The 16,108-nt window shown below is 59.1% G+C and carries 16 protein-coding genes; 9 read left to right on the forward strand and 7 right to left on the reverse strand.

The genetic code is table 11. The annotated features are described in order from the left end of the window. Positions 1-17: 17 nt before the first annotated feature. Positions 18-713: a response regulator gene (locus ACIOMO_RS14575; protein WP_053122408.1), complete on the forward strand. Its 696-nt coding sequence runs from the start codon at positions 18-20 to the stop codon at positions 711-713. Positions 714-796: 83 nt separating this feature from the next. Here the strand turns inward: ACIOMO_RS14575 and ACIOMO_RS14580 are convergent, their stop codons facing one another. Then, complete coding sequence (locus ACIOMO_RS14580) at positions 797-1,837, reverse strand: patatin-like phospholipase family protein (RefSeq protein WP_159811562.1); 1,041 nt, start codon at positions 1,835-1,837, stop codon at positions 797-799. Positions 1,838-2,054: 217 nt separating this feature from the next. Between ACIOMO_RS14580 and ACIOMO_RS14585 the strand changes: the two genes are divergently transcribed. From ACIOMO_RS14585 to ACIOMO_RS14595, 3 genes are all read left to right on the forward strand, one after another. After that, positions 2,055-2,333 carry a hypothetical protein gene (locus ACIOMO_RS14585; RefSeq protein WP_053122404.1) on the forward strand — a complete coding sequence of 93 codons (279 nt, stop codon included), beginning with the start codon at positions 2,055-2,057 and terminating at the stop codon, positions 2,331-2,333. Positions 2,334-2,409: 76 nt separating this feature from the next. Further along, positions 2,410-3,177, forward strand: a complete 768-nt coding sequence (locus ACIOMO_RS14590) for a CHAD domain-containing protein (protein ID WP_282352601.1) — start codon at positions 2,410-2,412, stop codon at positions 3,175-3,177. A gap of 202 nt (positions 3,178-3,379) precedes the next feature. Next, complete coding sequence (locus ACIOMO_RS14595; protein WP_053122383.1) at positions 3,380-4,174, forward strand: acyl-CoA thioesterase II; 795 nt, start codon at positions 3,380-3,382, stop codon at positions 4,172-4,174. A gap of 1 nt (position 4,175) precedes the next feature. Here ACIOMO_RS14595 and ACIOMO_RS14600 read toward each other — a convergent pair whose 3' ends face one another. The 3 genes from ACIOMO_RS14600 to ACIOMO_RS14610 form a co-directional block, all read right to left on the reverse strand. Continuing rightward, positions 4,176-4,541 carry an Mpo1-like protein gene (locus ACIOMO_RS14600; RefSeq protein WP_053122382.1) on the reverse strand — a complete coding sequence of 122 codons (366 nt, stop codon included), beginning with the start codon at positions 4,539-4,541 and terminating at the stop codon, positions 4,176-4,178. 189 nt (positions 4,542-4,730) lie between these two features. Further along, a complete protein-coding gene (locus ACIOMO_RS14605) occupies positions 4,731-6,212 on the reverse strand; it encodes a methyl-accepting chemotaxis protein (RefSeq protein ID WP_053122380.1) in 1,482 nt (493 codons plus the stop codon). A gap of 209 nt (positions 6,213-6,421) precedes the next feature. Continuing rightward, the gene (locus tag ACIOMO_RS14610; RefSeq protein ID WP_212543721.1) at positions 6,422-7,228 is read right to left on the reverse strand and encodes a TatD family hydrolase; all 807 of its coding nucleotides are present in this window, start codon (positions 7,226-7,228) and stop codon (positions 6,422-6,424) included. Between the two features lie 236 nt (positions 7,229-7,464). Between ACIOMO_RS14610 and ACIOMO_RS14615 the strand changes: the two genes are divergently transcribed. Together ACIOMO_RS14615 and ACIOMO_RS14620 are read left to right on the forward strand one after the other, a co-directional pair. Then, a complete protein-coding gene (locus ACIOMO_RS14615; protein WP_400648868.1) occupies positions 7,465-8,886 on the forward strand; it encodes a transglycosylase SLT domain-containing protein in 1,422 nt (473 codons plus the stop codon). Between the two features lie 109 nt (positions 8,887-8,995). Further along, positions 8,996-9,430 carry a DoxX family protein gene (locus ACIOMO_RS14620; RefSeq protein ID WP_053122374.1) on the forward strand — a complete coding sequence of 145 codons (435 nt, stop codon included), beginning with the start codon at positions 8,996-8,998 and terminating at the stop codon, positions 9,428-9,430. 84 nt (positions 9,431-9,514) lie between these two features. Here ACIOMO_RS14620 and htpX read toward each other — a convergent pair whose 3' ends face one another. Together htpX and ACIOMO_RS14630 are read right to left on the reverse strand one after the other, a co-directional pair. Then, complete coding sequence (gene htpX, locus ACIOMO_RS14625; RefSeq protein WP_053122372.1) at positions 9,515-10,402, reverse strand: protease HtpX; 888 nt, start codon at positions 10,400-10,402, stop codon at positions 9,515-9,517. 305 nt (positions 10,403-10,707) lie between these two features. Next, positions 10,708-11,919 carry a pyridoxal phosphate-dependent aminotransferase gene (locus ACIOMO_RS14630; RefSeq protein ID WP_016770856.1) on the reverse strand — a complete coding sequence of 404 codons (1,212 nt, stop codon included), beginning with the start codon at positions 11,917-11,919 and terminating at the stop codon, positions 10,708-10,710. Positions 11,920-12,145: 226 nt separating this feature from the next. Here ACIOMO_RS14630 and msrB point away from each other — a divergent pair, with 226 nt between their 5' ends. The 3 genes from msrB to ACIOMO_RS14645 all read left to right on the forward strand — a co-directional run bounded on the left by msrB (position 12,146) and on the right by ACIOMO_RS14645 (position 13,668). Beyond that, positions 12,146-12,541, forward strand: coding sequence for a peptide-methionine (R)-S-oxide reductase MsrB (gene msrB / locus ACIOMO_RS14635; protein ID WP_212549033.1), 396 nt, complete (start codon positions 12,146-12,148; stop codon positions 12,539-12,541). A gap of 183 nt (positions 12,542-12,724) precedes the next feature. Then, on the forward strand, positions 12,725-13,210 hold the full coding sequence (locus tag ACIOMO_RS14640) for a glutathione peroxidase (RefSeq protein WP_053122369.1): 486 nt from the start codon (positions 12,725-12,727) through the stop codon (positions 13,208-13,210). After that, positions 13,207-13,668 carry a MarR family winged helix-turn-helix transcriptional regulator gene (locus tag ACIOMO_RS14645; RefSeq protein ID WP_401241556.1) on the forward strand — a complete coding sequence of 154 codons (462 nt, stop codon included), beginning with the start codon at positions 13,207-13,209 and terminating at the stop codon, positions 13,666-13,668. The genes ACIOMO_RS14640 and ACIOMO_RS14645 overlap by 4 nt, the downstream gene beginning before the upstream one ends. Here ACIOMO_RS14645 and ACIOMO_RS14650 read toward each other — a convergent pair. Beyond that, positions 13,652-15,973: a response regulator gene (locus tag ACIOMO_RS14650; RefSeq protein ID WP_400751747.1), complete on the reverse strand. Its 2,322-nt coding sequence runs from the start codon at positions 15,971-15,973 to the stop codon at positions 13,652-13,654. The genes ACIOMO_RS14645 and ACIOMO_RS14650 overlap by 17 nt on opposite strands. Positions 15,974-16,108 lie beyond the last annotated feature (135 nt).

The raw sequence follows: 16,108 nt of genomic DNA on the forward strand, positions 1-16,108 counted from the left end.
TCTGTTGATGTGAATTCATGAGCCAGACCGCGACCATTTTGGTCATCGACGACGAACCGCAGATCCGCAAATTCCTGCGCATCAGCCTCGCCTCACAAGGCTACAAAGTGCTCGAGGCTGGCACTGGCGCCGAGGGCTTGGCGCAAGCGGCGCTGAACAAACCGGACTTGCTGGTGCTCGACCTCGGCCTGCCGGACATGGACGGCCAGCAAGTGCTCCGTGAGTTTCGCGAATGGGCCACGGCGCCAGTGCTGGTGCTGTCGGTGCGTGCCAGCGAAGGGCAGAAAGTCGAGGCACTGGATGGCGGCGCCAACGACTACGTGACCAAGCCGTTCGGCATTCAGGAATTTCTTGCGCGAGTGCGGGCGTTGTTGCGTCAGGCGCCGGCGGGGGAGGCGCAACAGGCAGCGCTGAGTTTTGGCCCGCTGACCGTGGATCTGGCCTATCGGCGGGTGCTGCTCGACGGCGTTGAAGTGGCACTGACCCGTAAGGAATACGCAGTGTTGGCGCAACTGGCGCGGCATCCGGGAAGGGTGATCACCCAGCAGCAATTGCTCAAGGATATCTGGGGGCCGACGCACACCGAGGACAGTCATTATCTGCGGATCGTGGTGGGGCATTTGCGGCAGAAACTGGCGGATGATCCGACGCGGCCACGGTTTATTGTGACGGAGGCGGGGGTTGGGTATCGGCTTATGGAGTTTGTGGGATAGCTAAAAGATCGCAGCCTTCGGCAGCTCCTACATTGCAATGCGTCCTCCTGTAGGAGCTGCCGAAGGCTGCGATCTTTTGATCTTTACTGCTGTTGCTCACTCTCATACCGATCCATAGTATCCCGCGCAATCTCCCGCCCCAGCGCGATCAATTCCGGCGCTTTGTAAAACTCGAAAAACCGGCAAACCCGCTTCGGTACGTTGATCAAAATATCCGGCGGATACCCGGCAATCTTGTACTGCGCCAGCGAGGTCTGCATCACCTCGAAACTCTGGTTGATCAGATCCAGCAATGACGCCGGTCCAACGTTATCGATGATGAATGAACCCGTCGCCGATTTCGGTGCGCCTTCACGCTCAGGCGCGGCGGCCGGTTGCTGATTGTCGGGGTCGGCGCCTTCCAGCCACGGATTGATATCCGCCGCTTCCGCACGCAACGCTTCCTGTTCCAGCTTCAACAACTGTTCAGCCTGGGTGCGGCGAAACGGCATCTTCGAGCCCAACGAACTGATCAGACTGTCGAAGCGTGAGCGAAACGCCGGCGGACGCTGGATCACCGGCAGTTTGTAATGCCGCTGGTTGGTCGAGTTGAGATTGACCGCGATGATCAAATCACAGTGGCTGGACACCACCGGCACGATCGGCAGCGGGTTGAGAATGCCGCCATCGACCAGCATGCGGTTGCCTTGCATTACCGGGGTGAACAGGCTGGGAATCGCCGCCGAAGCGCGCATGGCCTGGTGCAGACAGCCTTCCTGAAACCAGATTTCCTGTTGATTGGTGAGGTCGGCGGCGACGGCGGTGTAGGGGATGCGCAGGTCTTCGATATTGATCTCGCCGACGATTTTGCGGATCTGCCCGAAGACTTTTTCACCACGAATTGCGCCGAGGCGGAAGCTCACATCGACCAGGCGCAGCACGTCGAGGTAGTCGAGGCTTTCGATCCAGTTGCGGTATTCATCAAGTTTGCCGGCGGCGTAGATACCGCCAACCACCGCGCCCATCGAACAACCGGCAATGCAGGCGATTTCGTAACCGCGTTTTTCGATTTCTTCAATGACTCCGATATGGGCATAGCCCCGGGCGCCACCGGAGCCCAGTACCAGCGCGACACGCTTTTTCATCCAGCTTCCTCCCGACAAGGTTGCACAATGCACCCATCGGGCAAGCGGCTCAATCGCCGAGGTCGCTCAACGGCGCGGTCGCGTCGTTTTTTCGATACTTCATGGCCGCGCGGGGCTATCCTTTTCGCCACCGCAGAATCACGGCCGCATAAGGCACTTTTTCGCCGCCGAACCGTCTTACCTGCACGACTGTTGACCTATTTTTGAGGTGTAAGTGATGAAAGCCTGGATCTGTGTGCCCTTGATCGCCCTGGCATTGGCCGGTTGCGCCGGCAAGACTGCGTACCGCGACAGTTGCGGCAGCCAGCTCGACACGGCGTGGCATGAGCTGGATCTGGCCAAGGCCGAAGGCTTTGCCGGCACCGTCAGTTATTCCAAAGCGTTGTCGTTGCTGACGGCGGCCAAAACCCAGCAGCAATTCGAAGGTTTCGAAGGTTGCGCGAGCAAGGCCGAGAAGGCGCGTTTCTACATTCGCGAATCCCGCGCCGGCCGTTAAGCGGCTGACCTGAAGCAAGGATGCTGCGCTGACGAGGCGCCAGACTCCTCCCCAAGACGTTCTGAAGGAGCAAGTGATGTCTGCGTTGGTTGATCGGTTGGTGGCTCATATCCTGAGCATTGAAGTGCGATTGCTCAGTTGCCAGGCGCGGCTGACGGCGCGTACTGATCCTGAGGCGCTGCATGATCTGCGCACTACGGTGCGCCGCTTGCGCAGTCTGTTGCGGCCATTGCGCGGCTTGCCCGGGGTTGAGCAACTGGAGGACGCGGCCTCGGCAGTCGGTCAATTGACCACGCCGTGGCGCGATCGTGAAGTGCTCGCGGCTTACTTGCTCGAACACGATCAACCCGAGGCGGCGCAACGGCGCATGGCGCAGATGGCGGAGGCGTATCCGGCACTGGCGGCGAGTGCCGAGGTGGCCTCGCTGCTGATGATTCTCGACGCTTTTCCACGGTTTATTCGTGCGTCTCAGCGTCAGGGCTTGCTCAAAGGCCTGGCTAAACGCATCGAAAAACGCCTCGGCAAACAATGGAAGAATCTCGATCAGGCACTGCATGATCCGGCGCATGATCGCCATCGTCTGCGTCTGTTGATCAAGCGTGTGCGTTACGGCATCGAGGCGTATCCAGAACTGGATCGTCTGCCGGAAGCGGCGCTGCCACGCTTGAAGTCCGCGCAAGGGGCTCTGGGCGATTGGCACGATTGCTGGCAGTGGCTGGCGAAAGCCGAACTGGAAACCGATCTGCAACCGTGTGTCGCCACCTGGCAGGCAGGTTTGATCCAAGCCGAGACCAAGGCCGATCGTGTGCTCGAAAAACTCAGCCGCACCTGCTTCAAATCCTGAACACACCGCGTCACCCCCTGTAGGAGCTGCCGCAGGCTGCGATCTTTTGATCTTGATTTTTCAACATCAAAAGATCGCAGCCTGCGGCAGCTCCTACAGGGAATGGTGTCTGATCTGTCAGCGCATTTGACCGGAATAGACGCTGCGGTGCTCTCCGGCTGTGGTTAAGATCCCTGCATTCATTTTCGTTTCTGAGGTTGCCATGCGCTTTTGTGATCTGCTCGATGCGGTGCGCCGCCAGCCGGAACTGTCGATCCCCGCCGAATGGGCTCAGGGCCGCGCCAGTTTTGGTGGCCTCGTCGCCGCGCTGCAATACGAAGCCATGCGCGCCAAGGTGCCGGCGGATCGACCAGTGCGTTCGCTGGCGATCACCTTCGTCGGCCCGGTCGAGCCGGAAGTCCCGGTGAGTTTTGAAGTGGATGTGCTGCGTGAAGGCAAAGCCGTCAGCCAGGTGCTGGGCCGGGCGATGCAGAACGGTCAGGTGGTCACGCTGGTGCAAGGCAGTTTTGGCGCCTCGCGTCCTTCGGAAGTGGCGATTGCCGCTGAGCCTGCGCCGGACATGAAGCACTGGGACGAATGTCAGGAACTGCCGTACATCAAAGGTGTGTTGCCGGAATTCATGCGCCACCTGGCGATGCGCTGGACGATTGGCGGTTTGCCGTTTACCGGTAATTCTTCGCGGGACATGGGCGGTTGGGTGCGTTTACGAGGTGACGTAAAAGAAGAGCCAGTGACCGAGGCGCACATTCTTGCGCTGGTCGACGCATGGCCGCCGTCGCTGCTGCCGCATCTGAAGAAGCCGGCCATGGGCAGCACGCTGACCTGGACTATCGAATTCGTCCAGCCGTTACGTGAATTGAGCACGCTGGACTGGTGCAAGTACCGCGTGGAAACCGAGTACGCCGCCGACGGCTACGGGCATGCCGCCGCGAAACTGTGGAGTGCGGAGGGCGAGTTGATTGCCATGAGTCGGCAGACCGTCACGATCTTCGCCTGACTTAATGCCGACGGTGACGCTCCCGCCAGGCGCGCCACCAGCCGCCGCTGAGAAAGAACCGTGGAAAAGTCAGAAACTGCTCGACCAGCAAACGTGAAATCGCGTCTTTGCGATCACTGAATGGCTCGGAGGCTTGCGCCTCCAAGCGGTGACCGTGGCGCTGCAAGCCCAGCGCCGCGACGATGCCAATCACACCGATGGCGACACTGGCCAGGCTCAGGCTGAACACGCCAGAGACGATCAACAAAAACGCCACGATGAACAGCGGCACGGCAATCAGGTGCAACACCAGATTGGTCGGGTGCTGATGATTGCCCGGGTACGCGCGCCATTGCCACGCGGGAAGGTTGGGGTGTCGTTTGCCCATGATGTGGCTACTCCTCGATCCATGTTGAACACATGGATGAAGAATAGGCCGGGCCGGGAAGGGCGGCGAATCGAGGTTGGCTATTGGCTTCATAGGCATGATGGACAAAAAAGATCGCAGCCTTCGGCAGCTCCTATATTGAAAGGTGTACACCTGTAGGAGCTGCCGAAGGCTGCGATCTTTTGATCCTCAGAGTTTCAACTGCCCAATCGCCTTGCTCAATTCCCCAGCCAACGTCGCCAACTCATTACTGGTCGTCGCCGAATCCACCGTCTGCTGCACGGTGTTCTCGGTCACATCGCGAATGCTCACCACCGCCCGATTCATCTCCTCGGCAACCTGACTCTGCTGCTCAGCCGCCACGGCGATCTGCGTATTGCTCTCGCGCATCTGCGCCACCGCGCCGGTGATCTCGGCCAGCGCCGCGCCAGCTTCCTGCGCCTGCTGCACACAATCGTCGGCCTTATACGAACTCTCCTGCATGAAATCCACCGCATCGCGCGTGCCGGCCTGCAAAGCCGACACCATCGTGGTGATCTCATCAGTCGAAGCCTGCACACGTTTCGCGAGGTGGCGCACTTCATCAGCGACCACCGCAAAACCACGGCCCATTTCCCCCGCACGCGCAGCCTCGATGGCAGCATTGAGAGCAAGCAGATTGGTCTGCTCGGCGATGCTGTGAATCACGCTGACCACACCGTTGATCTTCTGACTGTCCTCAGCCAAGCGTTGAATCATTTCGGCAGTCTGCTGTACGCCGCTGGACAGACCGGCGATCGAATGCTGCACGCGCGCAACCACTTGCTGACCACTGCCGGCCAGACCGTCAGCGGTCTGCGACAAATCGCGGGTGGCGCCCGCGTGCTGGGCGATGTGATAGACCGTGGCGGTCATTTCATTGATCGCCGTGGCCGCTTGATCGGTTTCACTCTGCTGGCCGAGCATGCCATGACGCACTTCGTCCATACTCGCCGCCAGACGCGCCGCACCGACGTCCAGTTGCCGCGCGGTGTTGGCAACGGTGGTGACCACACGCTGATAACCTGCCTGCATCGCGTTGAAGGCACTGGCCATCTGCCCGACTTCATCTGTGCAGGCCAATGGCACGCGGGCCGAGAGGTCGCCGCTTTTCTCGACGTGCAGCATCACGTCTTTCAGGGTGTTGAGTTGGCTGAGCAGGAAGCGGATCAACAGTTGTGAAGCGCCGAGCATGGCCAGCATCAGAATCAATACGGCCACGGCGAAGTTGGCGAAACGCTCATCGAATACCTGCGCCAGGCTCGGGCCATAAGCGATCACGGCGACGCGTTGACCGTCGGCACGGCTGAACACCTCGGCGCCCATCAACGGGTTTTTGCCGAACAATGGCATCGGGTTGATCTCGATCCAGCCGTTGCTGTCGGCGATTTCCAATAACGGTTGATCGTTGAGACGCGGCGCTTCACCGCGTTTGAAGGTCAGCACTTGATCGGCTTTGGGTAGCGCTTGCCCGACCGGCCAGGCCTTGAGCAACTGCGCCTGGGCCTGCGCGGAGGCCTTTGATGCATGACTGCGCGCCTGTTGTTCGAGGTGTACGGCGTACAACACCAACAACAACGTGGTGACGAAGGCGACCGCATTGACCGCCCAGAATTTATATTTCAGCGAGATATTGCTAAGCCAGGCACCCATGGAGGTCTTCTCTGATAGCGGAAACAGCATTGGCAAGGTGCCAGTATTGTGCCGCTATGCAGATCTGCAGAACTTGATGCACATCAAAAGACCACACAGTCCCCTGTGGGAGCGGGCTTGCTCGCGAATGCGGTGTGTCATTTAAATCATTTTTGCCTGACACAGCGCTTTCGCGAGCAAGCCCGCTCCCACAGGAGGAATTTGGTGGGTCAGGGGAGGGTGGGGAGATTGAAAAACGCGCGGGCGCACGCGGTGGTGTGCGCAGCCAGGTCTTCCTCGGTCTCGCCACGATGCAACGCCACTTCGCGCAACACCTCCGTCAGATACGCCGGCTCATTACGCCCGTTCTTCGGTTTCGGTCGCAACGTACGCGGTAACAAATAAGGCGCATCGCTTTCCAGCATCAGCCGTCCGCGTTTGATTTCTTTTACCAGCGGATGCAGATGCGTGCCCCGACGCTCGTCGCAGATCCAGCCGGTAATACCGATGTGCAGATCCATGTCGAGATAACTGAACAGCGCCTTTTGCTCACCGGTGAAGCAATGCACCACTGCGGCAGGCAACTGATCGCGGAAGCCTTTCAGTATCTCCAGTAGTCGCTGACTGGCATCGCGCTCGTGTAAAAACACCGGCAACTGCAGCTCAACGGCCAGCGCCAGATGTTCTTCCAACACCTTCTCCTGCTGCGGGCGCGGGGAGAAATCGCGATTGAAATCCAGCCCGCATTCGCCCACCGCGACCACGTTCGATTCCTTCAGCAAACTGCGCAAACGCCCCGCGCTGTCAGCGCTCCAGTCACTGGCCGAATGTGGGTGAATGCCGGCGGTGGCGAACAGCCGTTGACCGCTCTCATCCAGTTGCTGACACAGCTCCAGCGCCTGTTCGCTACCCTCGACGCTGGTGCCGGTCAGCACCAGTTGGCAGACCCCGGCGGCGTAGGCGCGGTCGAGTACGGCCTGGTGTTTGTCGGCGAAACTTGGGTTGGTCAGGTTGACGCCGATATCGATGAGTTGCATGGTTGCTACCTCGGGCCGAAGGCCGGAAAGCATACCAGAGCTGTAGATTCATAAGAAAAGCCAAGAACTACAACGAGTTAAAGCTGTCTTTTGATGCCGCGAGACCCGTCTGATTGGCAGCAATGCCAACGCTGTGCCAGTCTCTCGCACCTTGCCAGCGCTCCAGGCGCTCTGTTTTCGTCGGTGATTTCGACCGTTCAGCGGTGAAATTGCCCCGTATTCTTTCCGGAGAGTGGATGGTTCGTCCCTCGGTTTTGTTGCTGTTGTGTGGATCGCTGCTGCTGCCGATGACGGCGGTTGCGCGCCTGCCCGGGCCGCTGCAAGCCGTGCCGGCCGCCAAAGTGCGCGATCTCTCGGAGATCCGCAGCAGTCGCGTGTTGCGGGTGCTGGTCAATCAGAGCCGCAACAGCTCCGGCGAAGTCCAGGGCCAGGCCATCGGCGTCGAATACCATCGGCTGCGCGCCTTCGAGCAATACCTCAACGGTCACGCCCGTGACGGTCAGGAAATCACCCTCAAGATCATCCCCAAATCCAAGGATCAATTGCTCGGCGCCTTACAGCGTGGCGAAGGTGATCTGGTGGCGCCGGGAGAATTGCTCGACCTGCAACCAGGTCACGCGGTGGCCAGCAGCGAACCGATCGCCAGCAACGTGCCGCTGATCCTGGTCGGCATCAAGGGCGAGCGACGCTACACCAAGGTTGAACAGCTCTCCGGTAAAACCCTCGCCTTGCCGACCGGCAGCGCAGCGGGGGAGGCCGTCAGCCAGCTGAATCAGAAACTGGCGCTGCACAAACTGGCGCCGATCAAGATCGAATGGGTCGACCCGACACTGGCGGTCGAAGATGTGCTGGAAATGGTGCAGGGCGGGATTTTCCACCTGACCATCGTCGAGCAACCCATCGCCGAGCGTTGGGGCAAGATCCTGCCGAAATTGCGTTTTGATCGGCAGTTGATGATCAGCGAGCCTGGCGAAGAGTACTGGTTCGTCCGCCGCGATGCCTCGATGTTGCGGGCAAGCATTGATCGCTTTTTGATCGGTTACAAAAAACCGTCCAACGAAGATGCGGCGTTTCTGCGCATTTACCGTCGCCTCTATCAAGTTCACTATCCATTGGCCAAGGCTGACCGCCAGCGTCTGGAAAAACTGCGCCCGACCCTGCAAAAACACGCTGACGCGCAAAAAATGGATTGGCTGAACCTGGCGGCGCTGGCGTTCAAGGAGTCCGCGCTGCAACCCAATGCCCGCAGCGGCAGTGGCCCGACCGGGCTGATGCAGATCACCCCGTCCGCCGCGCAACGCGTCGGCGTCGACAATATTCAGAATCTTGATGCCAACGTGCAGGCCGGGGCCAAGTACCTCGCGATGATCCGGCGCAAGTTCTTCAACAGTCCCAAGCTCAACGAGCGCGAGCGCATGGCCTTTACGCTCGCGGCTTACAACATCGGCCCGGAGCGGGTGCAAGGCATGCGCGCCGAAGCGCGGCGGCGTGGCTTGAACCCCAATCAATGGTTCTTCCAGGTCGAGCGCATTGCCATGGAGCAGGTGGGAATGGGGCCGGTCAGCTATGTTAATAGCGTGAACAAGTATTACTTGGCGTTCGACCGGGAGCGGGAGTCGTTGGAGCCCGGAGGACAAAAAGTAGCCTCACGCAAATGATCTAATAATTTGATTGTTATGGCGGAATAATTGCGCTTTTATCATGAAATTAACTGATTAATATAGCGGCCAACCAACACACACTTCTCGCAAAACAAGGAATGCTTCCATGAGCTCACTGATCAACAAAGTCCTGTTCACCCGCGCCGGTTACGGTCTGACCATCCTGCGCATCGCTGTCGGTGTGATCTTCGCGGCTCACGGTTCGCAAAAGCTGTTTGGACTGTTCGGTGGTTACGGTTTGTCCGGCACCGCGCAATACATGGACAGCATCGGTCTGCACCCGGGTTACCTGATGGCAACCTTGGCGGGTGGTACCGAGTTCTTCGCCGGTCTGGCGCTGATCATCGGTTTGCTGGTTCGTCCGGCGGCGCTGGGCCTGACCTTCCTGTCGCTGGTGGCGATCTTCACCGTACACATCAGCAACGGTTTGTTCATGGCCAACAACGGTTACGAATTTGCCCTGGCCCTGCTCGGTGGCAGCCTCGCAGTACTGATCGAAGGCGCCGGCAAACTCTCGGTGGATCGCGCCATCGCTGGCTGATCGCAAAACCCGGACAAAAAAAGGCCCGTATCGTGAGATACGGGCCTTTTTGTTTGTTACTGCGACTGGCTTGCTGCGCCGGGTTTAACCGCGACGGCGCAGGGCGTCGATACGCTCTTCCAGCGGCGGGTGGCTCATGAACATGCGCGCGAAGCCCTGCTTGATGCCACCGTTGATGCCGAAGGCATTCAGGGTGTCCGGCATATGCACTGGCAGGCCCTGTTCGGCGCGCAGACGCTGCAGGGCACCGATCATTGCGCTGGTACCGGCCAGACGTGCACCGGCTTCGTCTGCACGGAATTCACGTTTACGCGAGAACCACATGACGATCGAGCTGGCCAGAATGCCCAGCACCAGTTCGGCGAAGATGGTCGCCACGTAGTAGGCGATGCCTTGGCCTTCTTCGTTTTTAAAGATCACTTTGTCGACGAAGTTACCGATGATCCGTGCAAAGAACATCACGAAGGTGTTCACCACGCCTTGGATCAGCGCCAGCGTGACCATGTCACCGTTGGCCACGTGGCCGATTTCGTGAGCCAGCACGGCCTTCACTTCGTCGGGCGAAAAACGCTCGAGCAAACCCTGACTGACCGCGACCAGCGCGTCGTTCTTGTTCCAGCCAGTGGCGAAGGCGTTCGCCTCGTAGGCCGGGAAAATACCGACTTCGGGCATCTTGATCCCGGCTTCGCGGGACAATTGCTCGACGGTTTGCAGCAGCCATTGCTCATGCCGGGTGCGTGGCTGGCTGATGATCTGGGTGCTGGTGCTCATCTTCGCCATCCACTTGGAGATGAACAGCGAGAACAGCGAACCGGCAAAACCAAAGACCGCACAGAAAACCAGCAGCTGACTAAGGTTGAGATCAACCCCGTTGGCCGCCATGAACCCGTTGAAGCCGAACAGGCTCAGGGTGATGCTGGCTATCAGCACGACCGCCAGGTTAGTGGCCAAAAACAGCAGGATGCGCATCATGGTTGTAGAAATCTCCTCAAGCTAAAGATGTAGCGTACTGCGGGGTATATAAGGTGCTGCAGCGGGCTATTCAACTGAGTGACTATTTCAAACTGTGTCCTACAGTGAATTCTTCGGTGCAAGGTTCATTTCCCACAACGTAAACCGACAGGGATGACCAACAGCCGCGACCCGTCGCGACTACGTCAGACGCACGTGATCGGTACGAGTCGCAAGTGTAGAAGGCGTACGCAAAGGGTGGGGCGCAGAAGTGTTGCCGAATCAGACAGTGCGCAACGTTCGGGGCGTTGCGCACTGCTGGCCTATTACTGGCGGTAGGACTTGAGGAAGTTGCCGATGCGGCCGATGGCCATTTCCAGATCATCGACGCGCGGGAGGGTGACCACACGGAAGTGATCCGGCCACGGCCAGTTGAACGCCGTGCCTTGCACCACCAGCAGCTTCTCGGAGAGCAGCAGATCGAGAACGAATTTTTCGTCGTTATGGATCGGACAGACTTTCGGATCGATTTTCGGGAACGCGTACAGCGCGCCCATCGGCTTGACGCAACTCACGCCCGGAATGTCGTTGAGCAATTCCCACGTACGGTTGCGTTGTTCCAGCAGACGCCCTTGCGGCAGCACCAGATCATTGATGCTCTGATAGCCGCCGAGTGCGGTCTGAATCGCGTGCTGGCTCGGCACGTTGGCGCACAGACGCATGTTCGCCAGCATGTCGATGCCTTCTATGTAGCTCTGCGCGTTGTGTTTCGGCCCGGAGATGGCGATCCAGCCCGAGCGGAACCCGGCCACGCGGTAGGACTTCGACAGACCGTTGAAGGTCAGGCACAGCAGATCTGGGGCCAGCGAAGCGGTGCAGATGTGCACCGCGTCGTCATACAGAATCTTGTCGTAGATTTCGTCGGAGAACACCACCAGGTTGTGTGCGCGGGCGATTTCCAGCATGCCCAGCAACACTTCCTTGGAATACACCGCGCCGGTCGGGTTGTTCGGGTTGATGATCACCATTGCTTTGGTATTCGGGGTGATCTTGGCCTTGATGTCGGCCAGATCCGGGAACCAGTCGGCGCCTTCGTCGCACAGGTAATGCACGGCGTTACCACCCGCCAGGCTCACGGCCGCCGTCCACAGTGGATAGTCCGGGGCCGGCACCAGCACTTCGTCGCCGTTGTTGAGCAGCGCCTGCAGCGACATCACGATCAGCTCGGACACGCCGTTGCCCAGGTAGATGTCTTCGATGCCGACACCTTCAACCTGCTTCTGCTGGTAGTACTGCATCACCGCTTTGCGCGCGCTGAACAGGCCTTTGGAATCGCTGTAGCCTTGCGCGGTCGGCAGGTTGCGGATCACATCCTGAAGAATTTCGTCCGGCGCCTCGAAACCAAACGGTGCCGGGTTGCCGATATTCAGCTTGAGGATGCGCTGGCCTTCCTCTTCCAGACGTTTGGCGTGCTTGAGCACCGGGCCGCGAATGTCGTAGCAGACGTTGGCGAGCTTGTTCGATTTGCTGAACTGCATGGCGATGTGATCCCGAAAATGAACGATCCAGACGCTGTATGAACTACCGTACTGGGATTCCTGCGTTTGCATGCCAATCGGGTGCCGGAACGTGACGCTGCAAAAAATCCGTTTGAGTGCATGTAACGCGGCTGCCAGACTGGCATCAAATGAGGCGCAATCATACGTGCCGCTCGATCCGTGGAAAAGGTACAGATCGGGCTTTTTCAGCCGCTGAGGTGTGATGATGGAAAAGTTGGAAAAAACCCTGGAAGAATGGCGTGAGATGCTTGACCCCGAGCAGTACAACGTTTGCCGTCTCAGTGCGACCGAACGACCGTTCTCCGGCAAGTACAATGCGACCAAAACCGACGGTGTTTATCATTGCGTGTGCTGCAATGAGCCACTGTTCGATTCCAAGACCAAATTCGACTCCGGCTGCGGCTGGCCGAGCTTCTACGCGCCCATCGGCGAAAGCGCGATGACCGAAATCCGTGACACCACTCACGGCATGATTCGCACGGAAGTGAAATGCGCGCGCTGTGACGCTCACCTGGGCCACGTGTTCCCGGACGGCCCGCCGCCGACGGGTCTGCGTTATTGCATCAATTCGGTGTGCCTGAACCTCGAACCACGCGTTTAATTTCACGATAAAACCCTGTAGGAGCTGCCGAAGGCTGCGATCTTTTGATCTTGCTTTAAAAAACAACGTCAAAAGATCGCAGCCTTCGGCAGCTCCTACAGGGGGGAATCCGATAAATTAAATTGCACACAATTTAATTGCTCGCTATGTTTGCCCTTTGCCACTTCCTGCGGAGCCCGACCCATGAGCGACAACCTGCTGAATATCCCGTGCACCACCATCAAGGGTGAGCAAAAGACCTTGGCCGACTACGCCGGCAAAGCGGTGCTGGTGGTCAACACAGCGAGCAAGTGCGGTTTCACCCCGCAATACAAAGGCCTCGAAGAACTGTGGCAGACCTACAAGGATCAAGGCCTGGTGGTGCTGGGCTTTCCGTGCAATCAGTTCGGCAAGCAGGAGCCGGGCAACGAGGGCGCGATCAGTGAGTTCTGCGAGCTGAATTTCGGCGTGAGTTTCCCGCTGTTCAAGAAGATTGATGTCAACGGTGCCGATGCGCACCCGCTGTTCGTGCAATTGAAAAAGCGTGCGCCGGGTCTGCTGGGTTCGCAGGGCATCAAGTGGAATTTCACCAAGTTCCTGATCGGCAAGGACGGTCAACTGGTCAAGCGTTTCGCCCCGACCACCAAACCACAGGATCTGAACGGCGAGATCGAAGCGCTGCTGAAATGAACAGCCTGTCCGTCGATTCGATGCAGCTCGACAACCAGTTGTGTTTCAAGCTGTACGCCGCATCTCGCGCAGTGATTCGCGCCTACAAGCCGATGCTCGATCAGCTCGGCCTGACCTACCCGCAATATCTGGTGATGCTGGTGTTGTGGGAGTGGCAGGAAAACGCTCCGGAGCAACCGACGGTGAAAGCGCTGGGCGAACGTCTGGCACTGGATTCCGGGACGCTGACGCCGTTGCTCAAGCGTCTGGAGCAAATGCAATGGGTGCAGCGCCAGCGTTCGGCTCGCGATGAGCGTGAGGTGCATTTGAGCCTGACGCCCGCCGGGCAAGCATTGCGCGAGCAGGTCGGGCCGCTCAAGGCGAAATTGTTGTGCGACAGCGGCGTCGATCTCGATCGACTCAGCGAATTGCGCAACGGCCTCGATCACTTGCTCGGGCAGATCAAGGCTTTGGCGTAACCGGCACCCATTGATCAAGCAGCGCTGCCAGTTCTTCGCGGCGAAACGGTTTGGCCAGATAGTCGCTCATGCCCGCCGCGCGGCAGCGTTCTCGTTCTTCGGACATGGCGTTGGCGGTCAGGGCGACGATCGGCAATTGCGGCCAGCGCCCGCTCTGGCGAATTTGCCGACTCGCTTCGTAGCCGTCCATCACCGGCATGTTGCAGTCCATCAGCACCATGTCGAAATCATGGAATTCCAGTTGATCCAACGCCTCGGCACCGTGAGCCGCGACCACCACTTCGCAGCCAAGCTTGCCGAGCATGCCTTTGGCCACCAGTTGATTGACCGGGTTGTCCTCGACCAACAAAACCCGAGCGCGCCGAAGCGAGGGTGCAGCCTCCAGAGGTGTGTCACCAACGTCGGCGATGTCCGCTTGCAAGGTTCTGCGCAGATTCTGATACAGCGCGTTGCGAGCCAGCGGTCGCGCCTGCTGCTGCAGTGGCGCCAGCGCCGCGGCTTCTTCGCTGGGCAGAAAGCTGCCATAAGCGGTGACCAGTAAAATCGGCGCCTTAATGGTGGGGCGCAGGCCGAACAGGCATTCCGGGCAATCGGTGATCAATACGTCAGGCGTGCGGCCCAGCAATGAATCATCAATCGTGCACTGGTCGTATTCGATGCCCCAGCCCGGCAGCAAACTTTTCAGCAGTTCTGCCAGGCCACTACTGCCAGCGGTGATGGCGAGGACTTTGCCATGCAGCGGTGCCGGAGCGATCGCGCGGGTATGGCTGGGCAACGGCAATTCGGCACAGAACTGGCTGCCGAAACCGGCCTCCGAACTGATCGTCAGACGGCCCTGCATGGCTTCGCACAGGTTGTAGGTCAGCGCCAGACCAAGCCCGGTGCCGCCATATTGCCGGGTGATGCCAGCGCCAGCCTGAGTGAACGGCTGGAAGATTTTCACCTGCGCTTCCTGCGCGATGCCGATCCCGGTGTCACAGACTTCGATGCGCACGCCATCCTTATAGGCCGACAAGCGCACATCGACGCGACCGAAACGGGTGAACTTCAGCGCGTTCGACAGCAGGTTGCTGACAATCTGCCGAACCCGGGTCGGGTCGCCGAGTACCAGCGCGGGGAAGTGCGGATCGATCAGGCAGGTCAGTTCGACGCTCGGCGCAGCATTCTGCGAGAGCAGATTGGCGGTGTCCTCGACCAGCGCACCGAGGTCGAACGGAATGTGTTCGAGCTCCAGTTGCCCGGCATCGAATTTCGACAGATCGAGAATATCGTTGAGCAACTCCACCAGCACTTTGCCCGAGTCGTGGGCGATCGCCAGTTGTTGTTGCTGTTCGGCGTTCAGCGGGCCGTCCAGCGATAGCGCGATCATCCCCAGCAAGCCGTTGAGCGGCGTGCGGATTTCATGGCTCATATTGGCGAGAAACGCCGAGCGTGCCTCGGCCATGTCCAACGCGGTGCTGCGGGCGACTTCGAGTTCCTGATTGGATTGGCTGAGCCGCGTGTTGATCGCCTTGAGTTCAGCGGTGCGCGAGGAAACGATGGTTTCCAGTTGGCTGAGGTAATCGGTCAGGCGGTTTTCCGCGTTGCGGCGCTGCTGGATTTCCGTGGCGATGTTTTCGAATTGCTGATTGGCGACTTTGACCAGCACACCAATTTCGTCATTGGCATGCCCGGCGGGGCATTCCAGGGTTGTCGGTTCTGCGCTGCGCGGGTCGCGACTGCTGAGTTCACGAATCACCCGCACCAGTGGCTTGGTCAGCATCACGTAGAACAACGCCAGCAGAATGCCGGTAAGAATCAGGCTGCGGGCGAAACCGTTGAGCAAGGTGATTTCCGCCCGGCGCAGAAAGCGGCTGCCAAAGGCGTAGGTGTCGACTTCAAGGCTCAGCACCCCTAGCGATTCGGTGGGCAGGTGGTCGAGGTAGAGGCGGTCTTCGAACTGGCGTTTGGCGCCGAACAGGGCATCGCTGATCATCCGGTAGCCGCTTTGCAGCTCGGGACGTTTGACGCTGGCCAGCACCGTATCGTTGTTATCGGTCAGTTGCGCGGAAATGATGGCCGGCGAACGCAGCAGGCCGAGGGTGAGCTCCTGGGCCAGTTCGGCGTCGATGTTGTAAGCGATGCGAGACGCCGGATTGTGGCTGATTTCCAGCAAAGACAGGATTTCACGGTTGATGGAAGCGTCTTCACTGGCATAATCGATGCCGATTTGCAGCAGGCTGAGCAGCGTGCCCAGAATGAACCCGACCAGCACAGTAAGCTTGGCTTGCTTGTACGACAGCCGTTGGGTGAATTTGATATCCATGGGGTGTTGAACCACTTCCGTTTCCCTTCGCTGCTCAAGCATAGTCGATCATGTATGGATACCGAGGTTCCCGAATCGCCTTGTAACAAGGCTGGGTGCGGGACTTTAAGTCTGTGTGTCGTGGCTGGATCGCCA

This window comes from Pseudomonas sp. NPDC087804, from assembly GCF_044742965.1.
Taxonomy (GTDB): domain Bacteria; phylum Pseudomonadota; class Gammaproteobacteria; order Pseudomonadales; family Pseudomonadaceae; genus Aquipseudomonas; species Aquipseudomonas rustica.